The sequence below is a fragment of the Williamsia sp. genome (genome assembly GCF_036566845.1).
In the GTDB taxonomy this organism is placed as follows: domain Bacteria; phylum Actinomycetota; class Actinomycetes; order Mycobacteriales; family Mycobacteriaceae; genus Williamsia.
In genome coordinates, this window is the sequence record NZ_DATCVM010000211.1 from 1 (window position 1) to 14,623 (window position 14,623).

The 14,623-nt window shown below is 64.3% G+C and carries 26 protein-coding genes and 2 pseudogenes; 18 read left to right on the forward strand and 10 right to left on the reverse strand.

Translation table 11 applies throughout. The annotated features are described in order from the left end of the window. Positions 1-581: hypothetical protein (locus VIQ49_RS20240; protein WP_331887972.1), on the forward strand; the 581-nt coding region annotated here is incomplete at its 5' end. Positions 582-590: 9 nt separating this feature from the next. Here the strand turns inward: VIQ49_RS20240 and VIQ49_RS20245 are convergent. Next, complete coding sequence (locus tag VIQ49_RS20245) at positions 591-1,778, reverse strand: winged helix DNA-binding domain-containing protein (protein WP_331887974.1); 1,188 nt, start codon at positions 1,776-1,778, stop codon at positions 591-593. After that, the gene (locus tag VIQ49_RS20250) at positions 1,778-2,164 is read right to left on the reverse strand and encodes a RidA family protein (RefSeq protein WP_331887976.1); all 387 of its coding nucleotides are present in this window, start codon (positions 2,162-2,164) and stop codon (positions 1,778-1,780) included. Before VIQ49_RS20250 ends, VIQ49_RS20245 begins: the two co-directional genes overlap by 1 nt. 108 nt (positions 2,165-2,272) lie before the next feature. Here VIQ49_RS20250 and VIQ49_RS20255 point away from each other — a divergent pair, with 108 nt between their 5' ends. Next, entirely contained in the window at positions 2,273-2,764 is a 492-nt protein-coding gene (locus tag VIQ49_RS20255; RefSeq protein ID WP_331887978.1) for a hypothetical protein, read from the forward strand. A 370-nt stretch (positions 2,765-3,134) separates the two neighbouring features. Here VIQ49_RS20255 and VIQ49_RS20260 read toward each other — a convergent pair whose 3' ends face one another. Next, positions 3,135-3,284, reverse strand: a complete 150-nt coding sequence (locus VIQ49_RS20260; RefSeq protein ID WP_331887980.1) for a hypothetical protein — start codon at positions 3,282-3,284, stop codon at positions 3,135-3,137. A gap of 147 nt (positions 3,285-3,431) precedes the next feature. Between VIQ49_RS20260 and VIQ49_RS20265 the strand changes: the two are divergent. Continuing rightward, a pseudogene (locus tag VIQ49_RS20265) lies at positions 3,432-3,554 on the forward strand (hypothetical protein); the annotation flags it as partial. 97 nt (positions 3,555-3,651) lie between these two features. Here VIQ49_RS20265 and VIQ49_RS20270 read toward each other — a convergent pair. From VIQ49_RS20270 to VIQ49_RS20285, 4 genes and pseudogenes are all read right to left on the reverse strand, one after another. Further along, positions 3,652-4,167: pseudogene (locus tag VIQ49_RS20270) on the reverse strand (ABC transporter ATP-binding protein); the annotation flags it as partial. 254 nt (positions 4,168-4,421) lie between these two features. Beyond that, positions 4,422-4,850: a hypothetical protein gene (locus VIQ49_RS20275; protein WP_331887982.1), complete on the reverse strand. Its 429-nt coding sequence runs from the start codon at positions 4,848-4,850 to the stop codon at positions 4,422-4,424. Next, positions 4,850-5,134 carry a transposase gene (locus tag VIQ49_RS20280; RefSeq protein WP_331887984.1) on the reverse strand — a complete coding sequence of 95 codons (285 nt, stop codon included), beginning with the start codon at positions 5,132-5,134 and terminating at the stop codon, positions 4,850-4,852. Before VIQ49_RS20280 ends, VIQ49_RS20275 begins: the two co-directional genes overlap by 1 nt. A 376-nt stretch (positions 5,135-5,510) precedes the next feature. Then, entirely contained in the window at positions 5,511-5,855 is a 345-nt protein-coding gene (locus VIQ49_RS20285; RefSeq protein WP_331887986.1) for a helix-turn-helix domain-containing protein, read from the reverse strand. Between the two features lie 79 nt (positions 5,856-5,934). Between VIQ49_RS20285 and VIQ49_RS20290 the strand changes: the two genes are divergently transcribed. Further along, positions 5,935-6,147, forward strand: a complete 213-nt coding sequence (locus VIQ49_RS20290; RefSeq protein ID WP_331887988.1) for a helix-turn-helix domain-containing protein — start codon at positions 5,935-5,937, stop codon at positions 6,145-6,147. A 308-nt stretch (positions 6,148-6,455) separates the two neighbouring features. On the opposite strand, the gene VIQ49_RS20295 is transcribed toward VIQ49_RS20290, so the two are convergent. Both VIQ49_RS20295 and VIQ49_RS20300 read right to left on the reverse strand, forming a co-directional pair. After that, positions 6,456-6,665, reverse strand: a complete 210-nt coding sequence (locus tag VIQ49_RS20295) for a hypothetical protein (RefSeq protein WP_331887990.1) — start codon at positions 6,663-6,665, stop codon at positions 6,456-6,458. Between the two features lie 93 nt (positions 6,666-6,758). Next, entirely contained in the window at positions 6,759-7,022 is a 264-nt protein-coding gene (locus VIQ49_RS20300; RefSeq protein WP_331887992.1) for a hypothetical protein, read from the reverse strand. 104 nt (positions 7,023-7,126) lie between these two features. Here VIQ49_RS20300 and VIQ49_RS20305 point away from each other — a divergent pair, with 104 nt between their 5' ends. The 9 genes from VIQ49_RS20305 to VIQ49_RS20345 are packed head-to-tail and all read left to right on the forward strand — an operon-like array spanning position 7,127 to position 11,272. Then, positions 7,127-7,273 carry a hypothetical protein gene (locus tag VIQ49_RS20305; RefSeq protein ID WP_331887994.1) on the forward strand — a complete coding sequence of 49 codons (147 nt, stop codon included), beginning with the start codon at positions 7,127-7,129 and terminating at the stop codon, positions 7,271-7,273. After that, a complete protein-coding gene (locus VIQ49_RS20310; protein ID WP_331887996.1) occupies positions 7,270-7,659 on the forward strand; it encodes a hypothetical protein in 390 nt (129 codons plus the stop codon). The genes VIQ49_RS20305 and VIQ49_RS20310 overlap by 4 nt, the downstream gene beginning before the upstream one ends. Then, positions 7,649-7,789, forward strand: a complete 141-nt coding sequence (locus VIQ49_RS20315) for a hypothetical protein (protein ID WP_331887998.1) — start codon at positions 7,649-7,651, stop codon at positions 7,787-7,789. Before VIQ49_RS20310 ends, VIQ49_RS20315 begins: the two co-directional genes overlap by 11 nt. Continuing rightward, positions 7,774-8,028, forward strand: a complete 255-nt coding sequence (locus VIQ49_RS20320; protein WP_331888000.1) for a hypothetical protein — start codon at positions 7,774-7,776, stop codon at positions 8,026-8,028. Before VIQ49_RS20315 ends, VIQ49_RS20320 begins: the two co-directional genes overlap by 16 nt. Beyond that, positions 8,025-8,837, forward strand: coding sequence for a DUF6551 family protein (locus VIQ49_RS20325; protein ID WP_331888002.1), 813 nt, complete (start codon positions 8,025-8,027; stop codon positions 8,835-8,837). The genes VIQ49_RS20320 and VIQ49_RS20325 overlap by 4 nt, the downstream gene beginning before the upstream one ends. After that, on the forward strand, positions 8,837-9,046 hold the full coding sequence (locus VIQ49_RS20330; RefSeq protein ID WP_331888004.1) for a hypothetical protein: 210 nt from the start codon (positions 8,837-8,839) through the stop codon (positions 9,044-9,046). Before VIQ49_RS20325 ends, VIQ49_RS20330 begins: the two co-directional genes overlap by 1 nt. Then, positions 9,043-9,423, forward strand: a complete 381-nt coding sequence (locus VIQ49_RS20335; RefSeq protein ID WP_331888006.1) for a hypothetical protein — start codon at positions 9,043-9,045, stop codon at positions 9,421-9,423. The genes VIQ49_RS20330 and VIQ49_RS20335 overlap by 4 nt, the downstream gene beginning before the upstream one ends. Beyond that, complete coding sequence (locus tag VIQ49_RS20340) at positions 9,420-9,758, forward strand: hypothetical protein (RefSeq protein ID WP_331888008.1); 339 nt, start codon at positions 9,420-9,422, stop codon at positions 9,756-9,758. The genes VIQ49_RS20335 and VIQ49_RS20340 overlap by 4 nt, the downstream gene beginning before the upstream one ends. Further along, entirely contained in the window at positions 9,755-11,272 is a 1,518-nt protein-coding gene (locus tag VIQ49_RS20345) for a ParB/RepB/Spo0J family partition protein (RefSeq protein ID WP_331888010.1), read from the forward strand. Before VIQ49_RS20340 ends, VIQ49_RS20345 begins: the two co-directional genes overlap by 4 nt. Positions 11,273-11,613: 341 nt before the next feature. On the opposite strand, the gene VIQ49_RS20350 is transcribed toward VIQ49_RS20345, so the two are convergent. Continuing rightward, complete coding sequence (locus tag VIQ49_RS20350) at positions 11,614-11,757, reverse strand: hypothetical protein (RefSeq protein WP_331888012.1); 144 nt, start codon at positions 11,755-11,757, stop codon at positions 11,614-11,616. A 47-nt stretch (positions 11,758-11,804) separates the two neighbouring features. On the opposite strand from VIQ49_RS20350, the gene VIQ49_RS20355 reads away from it, so the two are divergent. Genes VIQ49_RS20355 through VIQ49_RS20375 form a run of 5 tightly spaced genes read left to right on the forward strand, consistent with a single transcriptional unit; the run spans position 11,805 to position 14,497 of the window. Further along, positions 11,805-12,197 carry a DUF7694 domain-containing protein gene (locus VIQ49_RS20355; protein ID WP_331888014.1) on the forward strand — a complete coding sequence of 131 codons (393 nt, stop codon included), beginning with the start codon at positions 11,805-11,807 and terminating at the stop codon, positions 12,195-12,197. Continuing rightward, positions 12,197-12,478 carry a hypothetical protein gene (locus VIQ49_RS20360; protein ID WP_331888016.1) on the forward strand — a complete coding sequence of 94 codons (282 nt, stop codon included), beginning with the start codon at positions 12,197-12,199 and terminating at the stop codon, positions 12,476-12,478. The genes VIQ49_RS20355 and VIQ49_RS20360 overlap by 1 nt, the downstream gene beginning before the upstream one ends. Next, complete coding sequence (locus tag VIQ49_RS20365) at positions 12,475-13,314, forward strand: PE-PPE domain-containing protein (protein WP_331888018.1); 840 nt, start codon at positions 12,475-12,477, stop codon at positions 13,312-13,314. Before VIQ49_RS20360 ends, VIQ49_RS20365 begins: the two co-directional genes overlap by 4 nt. Next, positions 13,311-14,159: a cell division protein FtsK gene (locus tag VIQ49_RS20370; protein WP_331888020.1), complete on the forward strand. Its 849-nt coding sequence runs from the start codon at positions 13,311-13,313 to the stop codon at positions 14,157-14,159. Before VIQ49_RS20365 ends, VIQ49_RS20370 begins: the two co-directional genes overlap by 4 nt. After that, entirely contained in the window at positions 14,156-14,497 is a 342-nt protein-coding gene (locus VIQ49_RS20375) for a hypothetical protein (protein WP_331888022.1), read from the forward strand. The genes VIQ49_RS20370 and VIQ49_RS20375 overlap by 4 nt, the downstream gene beginning before the upstream one ends. Positions 14,498-14,623: the final 126 nt, after the last annotated feature.

Here is a 14,623-nt window from a genome sequence, read left to right on the forward strand (position 1 = left end):
GTGTCCACATAAATGTCTATCCGCTTCCCGTCCTGGAGTGGGGTTGGCAACAGGTCGATGGGACATCGCCGGCATATGTCACGGGTTCCGGCGGGAGAGGAAACGGATATCTGAATTTCGACACGCCGCCGGGGGTACAAACGAATCTCTTCCATCTCGGAATCAGCACTCCCCTGTCCGATCTGCTCGGACGGAACAGTCTCGGATTCGAACACGAGGGGTCGGTCACGTTCCAGCTGCGCATCCGTGGCGCGAATCGGACCGATGGCGATCGGTGCGGATACACCTCGCTCGTGGGGGTGCCGCCCTACAACGGCAACGTGGGGTTGGACGACTGGGCCGACAGTCCTGACCTGGCCAGTGGTCAGTGGTGGTCGACGTACGGCATCGACGGGCTGCTCGAAGACGCCGCGGACTTCGCAACGCTCGAGGAAATCTCGGATGCGAACCCCGACGCCCAGGTCACGTCGTACGGCATGCTCCTCGGCACAGCCGGAGAACCGTTGTACGGCAAGGCCGATGACGTCAGATACGGCTGCGCGAGGTGGGACTTCGAACCCCTCCCCGCCGGATCGAGCTGATCACGCAGATCAACCGCCGGGCAGAACCTTGTGAAACGGGGCTGGGTAGCCGGGCTTCGGCCTGGCTTCACCCAGCCACGACGACAGCTGATCTGCCCGCTCGCCGATCGCCCGGGCGGCGGGGCGGCTGACCTTCTCCAACATGTGCACACCCACCGAACCGTCTGCCCGCTGATGCCAGCCGCCCACTGCCCGGCCGTCCCACCAGACCGTCTGCCCACCGTTACCGTTGCGGTCGAACAGGTGTGAGGCGTGCGGCCCGAGATACCAGTCACGCTGTTTCCACCCCATCAGAGTGGGATCGAGTTCAGGCAGGAGCAAGGCGGCCGGCCGCGGGGGCTCGATCGGCTCGAGATCGTCGGCCATGACATACCCCACCGACCCGTCGTCAAGATCGACCTCGAGAACCGCTAGTTCTGAAAGTGCTTTGCGGACAGTAGTTTTGGTCGACCCCAACCACCAGACGATGTCGGTTTCGGTCCCCGGGCCGAACCGCCGCAGCCAGCGCCTGATCAGTTCACGGTGACCGGTGTCCGGGGCTTCGACGGGCAGTGGTTCCCCGAGCCAATCCGACATCGCAGTCCATCTCGGCCGCGACCGCATCCAGGTGCCGTCGTTGGGTCCGCGGACGATCTCACCGAGCGCGCTCATGTGGCTCAAGACCCGCGGCCCCATCGCCGACGTACCCGCCCACGAAGTCCCCTGGCCGTGCGTGATGATCCCGGCCAATTCTGGCAGTTCTTTACGTAACTCGGTCGACGTTGCGGTTCGTCCGTCGACAAGCGCGCCGGCCACAGCTGCGCACGCCCGCTCGATCCAACTTTCCGGATCCGGGAACTCGTCGCTGCGGCGCAGGTCCCGCAACATGTTGGTGCGTTCACCGGCAGCGACGCGCTGACCCACCGCGCTGATCGCATCGGCGAGCGCGGGGCGGGGAAATGCGAACAGCGTGCGCCTCATCGCGAGTTGTTTGACCAGGGTGCGGTCGGTGTACAGCGCGCGCTCGAGGTCGGCGACCTCGAAAGTCTGCATCCGCGCCCACGCGGCCAGGAACACCGTCGAGGGTGTGGTCGCGTGCAGCGCAACGACGGATTCCGCGACCTGTTCGGGGGTGTCCGCGTAGTCCTCTGCCACCAAGCGGTGTCGCCGCAGCAGCCGCGCCCGCCGTTGTTCGTCAATGATCGCCGGGCGACTCATCAGGAGGGGATTGCCGCCACGGCTTCGATCTCCACCAACTGATCGTCGTAGGCCAGCACCGATACCCCGAGCAGGCTGCCTGCCGGCTTGTGATCACCGAACTCCGCGGTGACCACATCCCAGGCGACAACGAGATCGGCCTGGAGGTGCTCGGCGACGAACACGGTGACCTTCGCGACGTCGGCGAGCGATGCCCCGGTCTCGGCCAGCGCGACTTTGAGGTTCGCCATGCATTGGCGGGTCTGCGCGCTGACATCGCCGGGTGCCACGGTCGCCCCGTCGGCGTCTATCGGCGCCGCGCCGGCAGTGAAGACGAGGCTTCCGGGTGCAACCGTCGCGCTTCGGGTGTGGCCGTTTTCCGGTCCGTTGATCTGCACTGGAGACATGCCGCAATCCTAGTGCCGCAACTCGGGGCACCAGGTGGCGCACAATTCGTTCCGGGGCAACCCGCGCGGTTTCCGGCGGGCGCCCGGCAGCACTGGCACAATGCCGTCATGGGACCTGGTGTCACACCGCAAAGCGCCTATTTTGTTCTCGGTATGCCTGACCACGCGCTGGTCGGCACCGGACTCGACATCAGCCAGGCCGAGGTGTTCTTCGAAGAAGACGCCGCCGTGGCCTCCGTCGATCACCACTACACCCTTGCCCGCGACATCGCGTCCGAACAAGTTCTGGAATCCACAGACTGGTTTGTGCTCACCGCGCTGGTCGGCGATGGCGTGAGCCCGGCGTACGGTGATCATTTCTTCGCCTACAACGAAGAAGGACGGCTCTGGGCCATCGCCGGCGGTTTCACCCGGGCCGCCGAGATGACGGACTGGTTGCCGTTCATCTTCGCCGTCGAAGACCTGCACGAGCACTGGTCGCCGGGCGGCGTCGACCACAACCTGGTGCCGTCGGAGACCACCCGCACCGACGACCTGGACCTGTCCCGCATCTGGTTCGCGCCGGTGATGTCGCAGCGGGTGTACCCCACCACCTCCTAGTCGGAGGGTCGCATGGCAGATCCTGCCGAGGCCGATCACTGTGAAGCGTCGTTGCCGCACGGGTTGTGCCCGCCACAGGTGCGTTCATCCAAGTTGGCGCAGGGCGTCGAGTTCGCTGCGTTTCGCCGCAGGGCCATGCGCCAGTGGATCAAGCGGCACGGGCACATCTTCGAGATCAATGTCCCGATCTTCGGTCGATCCGTCATCGTCTCCGACCCCGCCCTGGTCAAGACCGTGTGCACCGCGAGCGCCGAACAGCTCGTGAATGTACAACCGAATCTCAGCAGTCTGTTCGGCCCGGATCGGTGTTCGCACTGGACGGCAGTCGACATCGAGAGCGGCGGCGCCTGGTCGCGCCGGCGCTCCACGGTCAGAACATCAGAAGCTGCGAGAAGATCACCGAGGACGAGACACTGCGCGAAAGCGAGAGTTGGCCCGAGGGTGAGGAGTTCAGGATTCTCGAGCCGATGAACAGGATCACGTTGAGGGTGATCTTGCGGATCACCCTCGGCGCTGACATGCCGGAACTCGAGAACTGAGCGAGATCATCCCGCCACGGATGAAGCTGGGATCGCTCATGGCGTTTGTGCCGACACCGCGTTTCCGGACCGGACGGCACAGCCCGTGGGGCAAACTCGACGAGTTCCGTAGGGCCACAATTCTCGAAATGCTGCGCGCGCGAACCATCGTCGACGTGCTCGGCCGGCGGGTCCGGGCGCCGAGCTTCGACCTCGGTCAATGGCGGATTCCGCAGAATCGCACGGTGCTGGTGAGAATTGCTGATCTTCACGAGGAGCCGGCATCCTTTTCCGACCCGGAGCGCTTCGACCCGTCTCGCTTCCACGGCGCCACACCGCCGACCAGTCCAGGTTTCCGGTCGGTTCGTCGGCGAGGACGATCGACGGGCGTGCCACCACGGCGCGGGCCACCGCCACACGTTGCATCTGCCCACCCGACAGTTCTGCCGGCCGGTGCTCCGCGCGGTCGCCGAGCCCGATTCGATGCAACAGTTCCTCCGCGCGTGCGTCTGCGGAACGGGCCGGGATCCCGTCGAGCACCAACGGCAACGACACGTTCTCGACCGCGGTCAGCATGGGAACCAGATTGAAGAACTGGAATATGAAACCGAGATTGCGCCGCCGGAACGCCGCACGTGCGCCGGCACTCATCGACCACACATCCCTGCCGGCCATCGCAACAGTGCCGCCATCGGGTGCGTCCAGCCCACCGGCAACATGCAGGAGGGTTGATTTCCCGGCTCCCGAGGGTCCCGTCACGACGACGAATTCGCCTGCGCCCACAGTGAAGTCGAAGTCCACGAGAACATGCACCTGCTCGTCGCCCCGGCGGTACGTCTTACCGACGCCCGTGAGCTGCAATACCGGCGTCACGCCCGGAAGCATCGGGCCCCATGTGGTGTTGTGGGAGTTCAATGCACTCGCGCAGCACGCGGCGGGTGCAGTCGTAGGCTACGCAATCCGGTCCGCTCGCGGCGCGCTACCCCCCGCCCCCCGCACATACGCTCCCCATCGGGGCAAATGACCTGCGCCCGCTGCCATGGTCGATGCGCGGAAACAGGTGACGTATGGAGACGGCAGGTGATAGTCCACCAGCGCAGCCTTCTGGAGAAACTCCGGGCACATTGCTGCCCTGGACTCTATTGCTTCGATCTCTTTGACGTATCAAGATTTACAGTCACTCCGTGCACCGTATGGACCGCCGGATCTACTATCTCGAATGACCCGTCGAACGCCTGTACATGAATAACTTTGGCTTCTGGAAGGCTGCGGATCGCATCTGTCCACAAACTGATCTGCGTCAGCGCGTCGCTCAACGAAACTGTGTCGGGCGACTTGGTGTTGCCACTCGGCAGGTATGCCAGCAGCACCTCCCGGGCCAGCGTCGACACCGGCAGGGCACGGCGATTCGCGAGTTCCTGAATCGCGGCGTACTCATCCGCGGTCAGCCTGACTTGCAGTGTCTTGCCGTTGGCCCTGGTGACTCGGGTGTCGGAACGCACGATGGCATCCGGATTCTCTTCGAGTTCTCGCGCTTCCGCGAGAGCATCATCTAGTTTCTTCCCCATCACAGTCTCCCTTCCCGGTAGATGCGTTGCGAGGTTGAGTTTGCCCGCCAGCCGTTGATTCCATGAGTAGCGCCCTCCTCTGTGACGGTGATGACAACGAGGATCGACCGAGCGATGTTGGAGTATCCGATCGTCCGATCACTCGCACCTGAGGTGCTGGCAGGATCGGGCGACAGAATTACTGCCCCTGGATCGGTGAGAGCTTCAGTCGCCATTCGAACGGTAATCTCGTGCCGCTCCAGCATGTGCTCCCAGCCATGACTCCAGTCCACCGATCCGCCCACGAATCGATTGTATTACACGCGTAATACAGGATGCAATGATCGCGCAGGAGCGGCCGCCGGACACCCAACGTCTGATCGCCGTGCAGCGGACCGGGTACCGCGCCGAAAACCTCGAGCAACAGCGCAGGTGTCCGATCCCATCGGGGCGAGCTGCAGTTCTGCAGATTTGCGGTCTCCGCTGCCGAGCGTGTGACGGATCTCCGTTCGTCGTTCGACAGCACAATCTCGGCGCCAGTGACACGGCTGATGCCCAGCTCAATTCCAATGGGCGCGTCGGTAGCCATGGACTCCCCGCCCCCTACGCTGGGATCGTGTCGGGGAGTACGCACGGCTCAGGCGCCCGCCCAGCAGGCAATTGAGAAACTTGAGCCCCCTGTCAGGATTGAACTGACGACCGCTCGCTTACAAGGTCCGGGCGTGAGCTGGAGTTCCCTCCGTCGGGGTCAGGCTCGGTGTCCTCACCGTCAATGAGCCACCGCGCTGACACCCCGCACATCACGGCGATCTCGTTGAGGATGAATTTCTTGGGTGCCGGATGCGCGCCGCGGCACCACCGCGAGGCTGTCCCTCGGCTGATCTCAAACTTCTCCATCAAGTCCGTCTGCTTCAGGCCTGCGTGGTCCAAAGCCATCTGAATGCGCCAGCCGAGTGTCACCTTGGGCACTGCGGCGAAATCCGTCTGCTCGGTCATGTGAACCATTATCTGATCAATGTCGGTCATGCGTCAACTCGTAACACTGATGTAGTTCGTTCGTGTCTGTCACTTGACGGACGTTGTGCATTGCACAATACTTCTGCACATGCCACCGCTTGATCAGATACCCGCAGCTGAACTTCTCACCAGCACCGAGGTGGGGCAGATCATTCACAAGTCGTCCCGCACCGTCGTCCGGCTCGTCGAGGCAGGCGAGATTCCCGTCCTCGGAAAGCTGGCTGGCCCCAACGGCCCCTACGTCTTTCGCCGGTCCGACGTAGAGCACTACGCCGCAGATGCGCGGGGAGCGCAGCGATGACGGAGACGAAGGTTGTTGCCGCGATCACCTCGGCCGATGGAGTCGGGATCTCCACCTGCGAGATGGTGATCCGAACGGTGCCAGGGAAGATTTCGCAGCAGGGCGCAGACCCATCGCAGCTGCCACCGGCGGTACTCGAGTATCTGGCCGATTGGGCCCTGCGCGGTCTCGAGGAGCAGACCCCGGCGACCGCCGAACCCAGCCCACCGCTTGACGAGGCCCGGGTTCGGGAAATCTTCGGTGAAGAATTCTCGCGCCTCAGCCGGGCGTCGATGAGTTCGGCGGCAGCAGCCTCCGCTTACGGCGCCTCACTCCGCCAATGGGGTGACTCCATCAATGTCGTAACCCCGAACGAGAGCTTCCAGGGATTGGATCGCCGAGCAAATCTCGGAGATCACCTCGGTCATGCTGCCGCCGGCGGTGCCGATCTCGTCGATCCGATCGGCGAGTTTGCGGGTGATGTCCATGTCACTGGGCAGAGGCCCGTTGAAGCCGAGCCCGGTATCGCTGAGTCCCATGATTATTCTTCTCCTTCTGCTGGTGATGCTGGCGCTCACAGCGTAGAAGGAGATCGGCCCGCTCCGTCGGGTACAGCGGAGCGGGCCACTGACTTAGCCGCCGAGTTCGGTTACCCGCTTGCGGAGGTCAACGACTTCCTGCTCGAAGTCCTTCATCTTCGCGAGCAAGAGACTGACGACAAATCCGAGCCGCTTTTCCACGGGCAGGCGTTTCCCCCCGCCCTCCTCGAAGCGCGCCATCGCGTCCCACAACTCTCTGGTGACCCGGAGTTCGGGGTCGAGGTCACGCGCACGGATCTTGCTGAACGGTTGGGTGTCGGGAATCTCGTCGAAATCTTCTGGCTGCTCATCGGGCATATGTCGTCTCCTTCGGTGGGTGATCCTGGCGCTGACAGCGTAGGAGCTGAGCGACCCGCTCCGTCGGACGGCACCGAGTCCAGTGGCGGCGGGGTGACTGCGTGATGAGCCGGAACCCGAACGTTCCACACGTACCGATCCCGACGACGAAGCAGTTGGTGCTGCTGATGGCGCTCGGCGCGATGGCCCAGGCCGGCCAGCTCCGGGCCGTCGCCGCGACTGTTGAGCATTCGCGTCCGGAGAAGCGATGACGACGAGCCGCCGCCGGCCGCAGGGTATCCGCGCTTTCGCCGAGCAGGTCAGCCGTCAGTTTCGTTGGATTGACCGGACTCTGCGCGACGTAATGGACGCGTTGAACTATCTCGGGTCTCGTGTCGCGGCGATCGAGGAACAGCTGGGCATCACACCGCCTCCCCCTCCGAAGTCACGCAAGCAGATCGACGACGAGGAGAGCCTGCGTTTGCGAGCGGCGTTGCGCCGCAAGAAGACTCCCGCGCCGTCTGGGGATGGCGGCGCGGATTCAACCCAAAAGGGAAAGTCCGCCGCGACTGACATTCGCGACGGACTCCATGAACCACCGGAAGGCACTCCGATGACCGACACCAACGATACCGCAGGCGGTCGCGATGACTCCTGACCAGATCATCGACGGGTTCCTGCTCGCGGCCGCGGCATTCTCGATCGGCTTGGGGTACGTGATGTTCACCCCGGCTGACTTCGCCCACTTCGAGGTTGATGGGGGTGAGATGCGATGGACGGAGCAGTAGCCGAACCACAGGTGCGGGAATGTCCTGAGGGTCACATCCTGAGCCCCGAGATCATCCACCACGACTGCGTGCACGGCCTGAACGTTTTCATGACCGATGGCCTGCCCGTGTTTGTCGCGTTCGAGGAGGACGAGCGCCGTTCGCTGCCCCGCGACAAGTTCGCCGCATACATCTACGCGCAGCAGAAGGCGCTGCGGGCGATGGATGATGCATTGCTACGCAAGGGGATCAAGCCGTGACCGGGGCGACGCCGGACCACGAGACGTATGTCGAGGCGATCGCTGTCGACGACATGTTCGTGGACCCGAGCTATCAGCGTCAGCTCGATACGAACCGGGCCCGCGCGATGGCTCAGAACTGGAACCGGCGCTTGGTGGGTGTTCTTGACGTCTCCGATCGTGGTGCACCGCCTGCGGGCAGTATGGCCGCGCGGTTCGCGATCATCAACGGGCAGCATCGTTGGGCGGCTGCGGGTTTCCGCGATCCGTCGCTTCATCTGGTGTGCAACGTTCACTCAGGTCTGACACCTGACCAGGAAGCCAAGCTGTTCTATGACATCGATCGCGGCACGAAGAAGCTGACGACGTGGGACCGCTGGCATTCCCGCCTGGCGGCCGGCGACCCGGTGGTCGGCGCGGTGGTCGAACTGGCCGGCGGGTTCGATCTGAAGGTCAACAACCAGCCTGGTTATCACCTGCAATGTGTGTCGACCCTCGAATCGATGTACAAGGCTGATCCGGAGGCACTGGCTCTTGCACTCGAGATGATCGTGGCGGTGTGGCCGAAGGACCGGAATGCGTTGCGCGGCGGGATCATCGAGGGCCTGTCTCGGCTGTTCATCGGTGCGCCTGATCTTGAGTCCGGCCGTCTGGCTGACGGATTGTCGGAGTTGACGCCGGCCCAGGTGCACGCCCGGGCGGTGGAGCACCGGGCGAACAACCCGCAAGGCCGATTCTGGTGTTCGGTCACGCGCGTCATCATCCGGTCATACAACCGGCAACCTGGCCGCGACAAGCTCATCGCTGACGACGTGATCGGTGGTCGGTGATGGCTTACGAACTGACTGACGACGAGTTCGCCGAGGCGGCAACCGCGGCCATGCCGTGCCCTGAGGGCTTCTACTGGCGCCGTGCGGACGCCAGTGAACACGCTCGCCACGTGAAGGACGGCCTGCACGCCATGGCCCTGAGCTACACCGCCGACGACGACTCCCATTTCGTGTACATGGTCACCGAACGCCAGGGGGCACGCCGGTGACCGCGCAGCTGCACGTCGTCCGCGCCGGCGAAGTCGGTGAACTGCTCGCGCTCCGGGATGCGTACGACCGGGCGGTGCGGGTTGCGTTCGCCGCCGGTGCACAGTCCCTCGAGGACACGGTCGTCGATGAGAGCGGCGCCGATTGGGACGGGAAGTTCTGGCATCCCGGTCCGGCTCCGCAGCCGGTCCGGATGCTCCGGTACCGGGTGATGGCGGTGTTTCCCGATGGCCACGTCGTTCACGGGGACTCCGACGAGTTCAAGGCCACCGAAAAGATCTACCTCGACAAACCGGAACGCCGGATCCAGGCCTGCAACCGGCTGATCGCGATCTGGCAGCCACCCGCCGCGCCCGAACTCGCCGAGGAGGGACAGTGACTCCACCGAAGCCGCGGCCACCGGTGCCGTGCCCGCGATGCAAGGCGCCGGTGTTGTGGTGGCACAGCTCATCTCGTGAGGACACGATGATCGGTGTCGATCCGTCGCCGGACCCTGACCATGGCACGGTCCGCAAGATCCCGTCGAAAGAGGCCGGTACCCACCGCCCCGTCATGTACGCGGCAGTCCTGTCCGGCAAGGAACTCGCGGACGCGATCGCCTCCCACGAAATGTTGTTCACCCGACACAAGACGACGTGCCTGGCGAACAAACCGCGCAACCCGAAACCTGCTGGCCTGCAAATCCATCGACCCACCAAGAGGAGACACCCGTGACCGCAGCACTCGACACTGACACCGCAGCCGAGGAGACCGAAGTGCCCTGGCAGGAACTGACCCCCAGCTCGTTGCAACCCCACCCCCGCAACCGCCCGTCCGGCCTCGGCGACCTCGACGACTTGACCGAGTCGATCAAGGCCTGCGGTGTGCTGCAACCACTTGTGGTCGTCCCGGCCAAGGCGAAAGGCAAGTACCGGATCATCACCGGTCACCGTCGCCACGCCGCTGCGAAAGCCGCCGGGCTCAAACGTGTCCCGTGCATCGTCCGGACCGACCTCGACAACGAGTCCGACCAGCTCGCCGCGATGCTCGCCGAGAACGGCCCCCGTGAACCGCTGCCGGTCCTCGACGAGGCGGCCGTCGTACAGGGCCTCCTGGACCTGGGCGATTCGGTGAAGGCGGCGTCGACCCGGACCGGACTGTCGCAGAAACGGATCCGTGACCGCGCGAAGATCGCGAGTGCTCCGGAATCGGTGAAGAAGGCAATCGGGCAGCACACCATCTCGTTGGACGATGCGGTGTTCATCGCATCGCATTGTGAGGTGCCGGCCGACCGCGACCAGCTCGAGCAGGCCCTCGGCACGAACAACTGGACGTGGGCCAAAGAGCGTGTGACCGCGCGGATCAGACTCCGCAAGGCCGACGCCGCGATGCGCAAGGCGGCCGAGGCCGCGGGCATCCGGGTGTACTCCTCGTGGTCGGCGATGCAGGAGGACGTGACCAAGGGCGTGTTCGGTGACCCGGAGCTGATCAAGTCGGTCGAGGTCTCCGCCAGTCAAGAGCCCCCGTCCGCCAAGGTCGTCGCCGCGTTCGACCCGCCCGGTGATCACGCGATCATCGAACGCAACACCTACTTCGAGGTGCACCGTTTCAAACCGGTCCCTGCCCCGGTGTCGGACAACACCGACTACGACGATGACGATGACGCCGAGACGGGCGCCCCTGCATCCACATCGGAGGACAGCGGCCCCGCCCCGACCGCCGCACCCGTCTCCGCTCGCGGTGAACTCACCGAAGAGCAGAAAGCGGCACTCGATGCCCGCCTCGAGCGGCGCGCTGACCTCGCTGCGGCGGAGAAGGTCCGCCACGCCTTTCTGACAGAGCGCGTCGCGGCGGCCACGAAAGACGATGCGGTGCTCGTCCTCAAGGCCGCCGCGGCGAACCTGATCGACACCCGGTTCATGGACGCAAGCCAATTCAGCCTGCTCGGGCTGCCCTTCCCAGCCGGTCCTGGCCTCAGCGCCGGCCGCGACCAGATCCTCCTCGAATGGGTGACAGAACAGACGTCCGTCGAACGTCTCGCCTGGGCGGTGGCAGTGCTGATGTTCGTCGACGAATCGGAGACCACCTTCACCGAAGGACTGCAGGACGAGCTGACTGCCGACGAGCTGCCGGCCGCGCCATTCGACCTCGCCACACTTCTGCCGGCCCTCGGATACGTGTGGTCCGACATCGAACGCGCACAACTGTTCCCGCCGACCGACGACGACACCGCTGATCACAGCGAGTGACCGGTGGGTTCCGCCGACGACTGGTGGCATTCGCTCCCGGAAAAGCGTCGGGGACAGCTGCACCGCTGGTTCGGACCCGACAGCGATAACCACCACTCACCCACCCCAGGCCAGCGGTTCCTTTTCGACGATCCCCCATCAGAGGCAGACCAATGACGCTCTCAGTCCCAACCCAGCACCAACCCGCCCCTACGCGAACCGACGTCGAGTTCACCCGCAAACCGGGCGGCGTCGCTGAGCCAATCCCCGACGGTGCGTCGACCCCGTTCGATGACCAACTCCGGTATCAGCCGTGCACCGCGCGCCGAATCGCGCCCTGGGGGTTCTCCATCCCGCTGCGACTACGGCACCGCGGCCACCAGGTCCTCGACCAGACCACGACCGTCGATGTGTGGGAAGTCCCCGCCCGCGCATGGCATCCCGGCGATCAGGTCGAACTCGGACCCATCCCCGCCGGTGTCGTCGTCCGATTCGAACGCCTCCACACCCCTTCATTCGATGCCCCGAACCTCAGCTTGGAGGTAGCAACACCATGAACTCCCGCGTAACCCGGCCCACCCAACTCGATCCGCTGAAGATTCGGAACCTGCTGGGCCGCAAAGAATGGCACGTCCCCATCGCGTTCGGGCCCGCCGGATGGCGGTTCGATTCGATCCTGCACGACGCCCGCGTCCTCGCCACGATCTCCGATCTCCCCGACACCGCTGGAGTCGAGTGGATTCACGCCTCGATCAGCCATCCCGACACCACCCCAACGTACGACGAACTGGTGCTGCTGCACCGAGCGGTGTTCCCGGGTCACGCCTACCAGGTGTTCGTCCCCACCGACAGCCACGTCAACATCCACCCCTACGCACTCCACCTGTTCGGCCGCGCTGATGGCGCCGCCGAACTCCCCAACTTCGCACCCACCGGGAGCATCTGATGAGGGTCGAACTGCGCCTCGAGGAAGACGAACACGAATGGGCCGTCACGATCGAAGCTGACGGCAGTGTCACCCCTGACCGGATCCTTCACGTCGCGCGGACCGCCCTGCTGGACGTACGCCGGCCAACTACTGCCTACCACGTCCAAGAGCGCGACCGCGCCAAGGAGGTCGATGCCGAAAGCGCGGCCCTCGCAACGTCCCTTCAGGCGTCCAAGGACATCGATCAGGTGACGGAAAATGCCTCCGCAGCCATGATGGCAGCACGGTCACACCGATGACCGCGCCCGCCACCAAGCCGCACCTCGTGATCATTGGCGGCACATGGGAACACCAGGCATACGGACTGCTCGGTGACGTCGTCGCCCGCACCAAAGACACATGGCAGCCGCACTGGGTCGACTACCCCGCCTCCTACGGCAACCCAATGTCCTACACAGTGTCCAAATCGATCGGCCGGCAGAACACGATCGATCAACTGATGCACCTGCCCTCAGACGATCCGATCGCACTGGTCGGCTATTCGCAGGGCGCCGCCATCGTCGAGGAATTGATCCGGCACCTCGCTCGATCGCGCGAACTTCACGAACTCGCCCTTCTGCGACGCGTCCGGTACCTCGCCACAGTTGCGTCCCCGTACCGCACCGCCGGCGACCAGGTCGGCAACGACCCCGGCGGATCAGGTATCGCCGGCCCTCTCACACCACTGCAGACCATCCTCGACAAACACCCACTGCCAGGCATCCGGGAACTCCAGATCCCCTGGCAGCAATTCGCGGTGGCCGGCGATCTGATCTGTGCATGTCCAGAAGATTCACTGATCCGGATCGTTGAACACCTCACCCCCGCGATGTCGGCACGCGAGCCCGTCGAATGGGTTGACGATCTACGCCGCAAGCTCACCATCTCGTACATCTGGAGAACGTTCCCCGAACTGCGGACCTTCAACATTGTGCGACTGCTCGCGCGCATCAACGAAGCCGCACTCGCCGCGGCGGTCTACCAGAAGACCGCCATCCACACCAAGTACGCGTCGGCACCGATCGCGGGCACCGGGACACCGGCAACCCGCCTGATTGCCCATGAACTCCACGAGATTGCGTGGAAAATCCGATGATCTCCATCAACACTCGACGACTCGTCGATCTTCTCACCGACCTACTGGACACCTGCGGCTGGCGCGGTGTGTACCTCGGCTCGGTTCGCGGTGAGTTCGGCGCCGAGCCCGGCGAGATCTCGCTGCTCGTCGGCACGTCGACCGACGGCGCCACCTTGGGCCACACCTGGACACCCGCGATCAGCGGCGAACTGCAGGCCACCCTTTGGCCCGCCAGCGATGTGCAGGCGGCCATCTCGGTGTACAAGGTTTACGCCAAGCTCAAGGACCACACGGTCGACATCTCAGTCGAAGGTGACGCGATCCTCATCCGCGAAACCCCTGAACTGTTCGATGGCGGAACGGAATTGCGTTTCGACTACAAGGAGTTCGAGGACGACGACCCAACGCTTGACCGCTGGCGCCGCATCCTCTCAGACGATCCCCTCCCCCACCCGGTCGACGCTTCCGGCGAACCCCGTCCCGACATCGCCCGCACGTCGTTCACGTATCAGGCACTGCTACCGCTGATCAAGATCGCCAGACGCCGCGGCGCCGCGATCAACTTGTTCGGCCACCATCCACTCCAGCTGCATCGCGTCCAGATCGGCGACACGTGGATCGGAGCTGTCGCGCCGATGGCCAATCCGGATCACAGCGACCCGGACGGCCCGACCGAGACAGCGCATTTCGATGACCGCGGCAAACCGATCCTGTCTGAGGGGATGAGTCATCTTGACGACGAGTGGCTTAGCAAGATCGGCGCGCTGTGGCCCACCGCAGTCGTCGAGCACAGCGAGGACGGCGACGATTCGCCGGAACTCCCCGAGACAGGTGACACCGACGAGGGTGGCGCTGCCGAATGAACGCCATCGTTGTCCAGCCCAAAGCCGCACCCGCAGAAGCGATGCAGTTCTCCGGAAATTTTCACGACGCCGAGAAACTGATCAAGTGGATCAACGGTCGCCTCGTCGTTTTCCCGGTTCCAAGGGGTTACGAACATCACCTGCGCCGCAAGAGCGAACTCGATCGCAGCAACGGGCACTTACTCGAGCACGCTGATCCTTTTCTCGCGGTCTACCGCAGCGGCACTGACACATCGCCAATCCGAGTCGACCGGGGCACCTGGTTCGTCATGACTGACGACGAAATCACCGTCGTGACCGCCGAAGAGTTCGAGCGCACCTACGAGGTGCAGTCGTGAGCACCCGGTACTTCCCGTGGTTCATTCGAATCGGCGCGGTGGCCGTACTCCTGGGAGCGGTTTCGGTATCTCTCGGTGTCGCAATGGCATTGGTGGACACCCCGTGAGCCTCATTGGGTTTCGGGC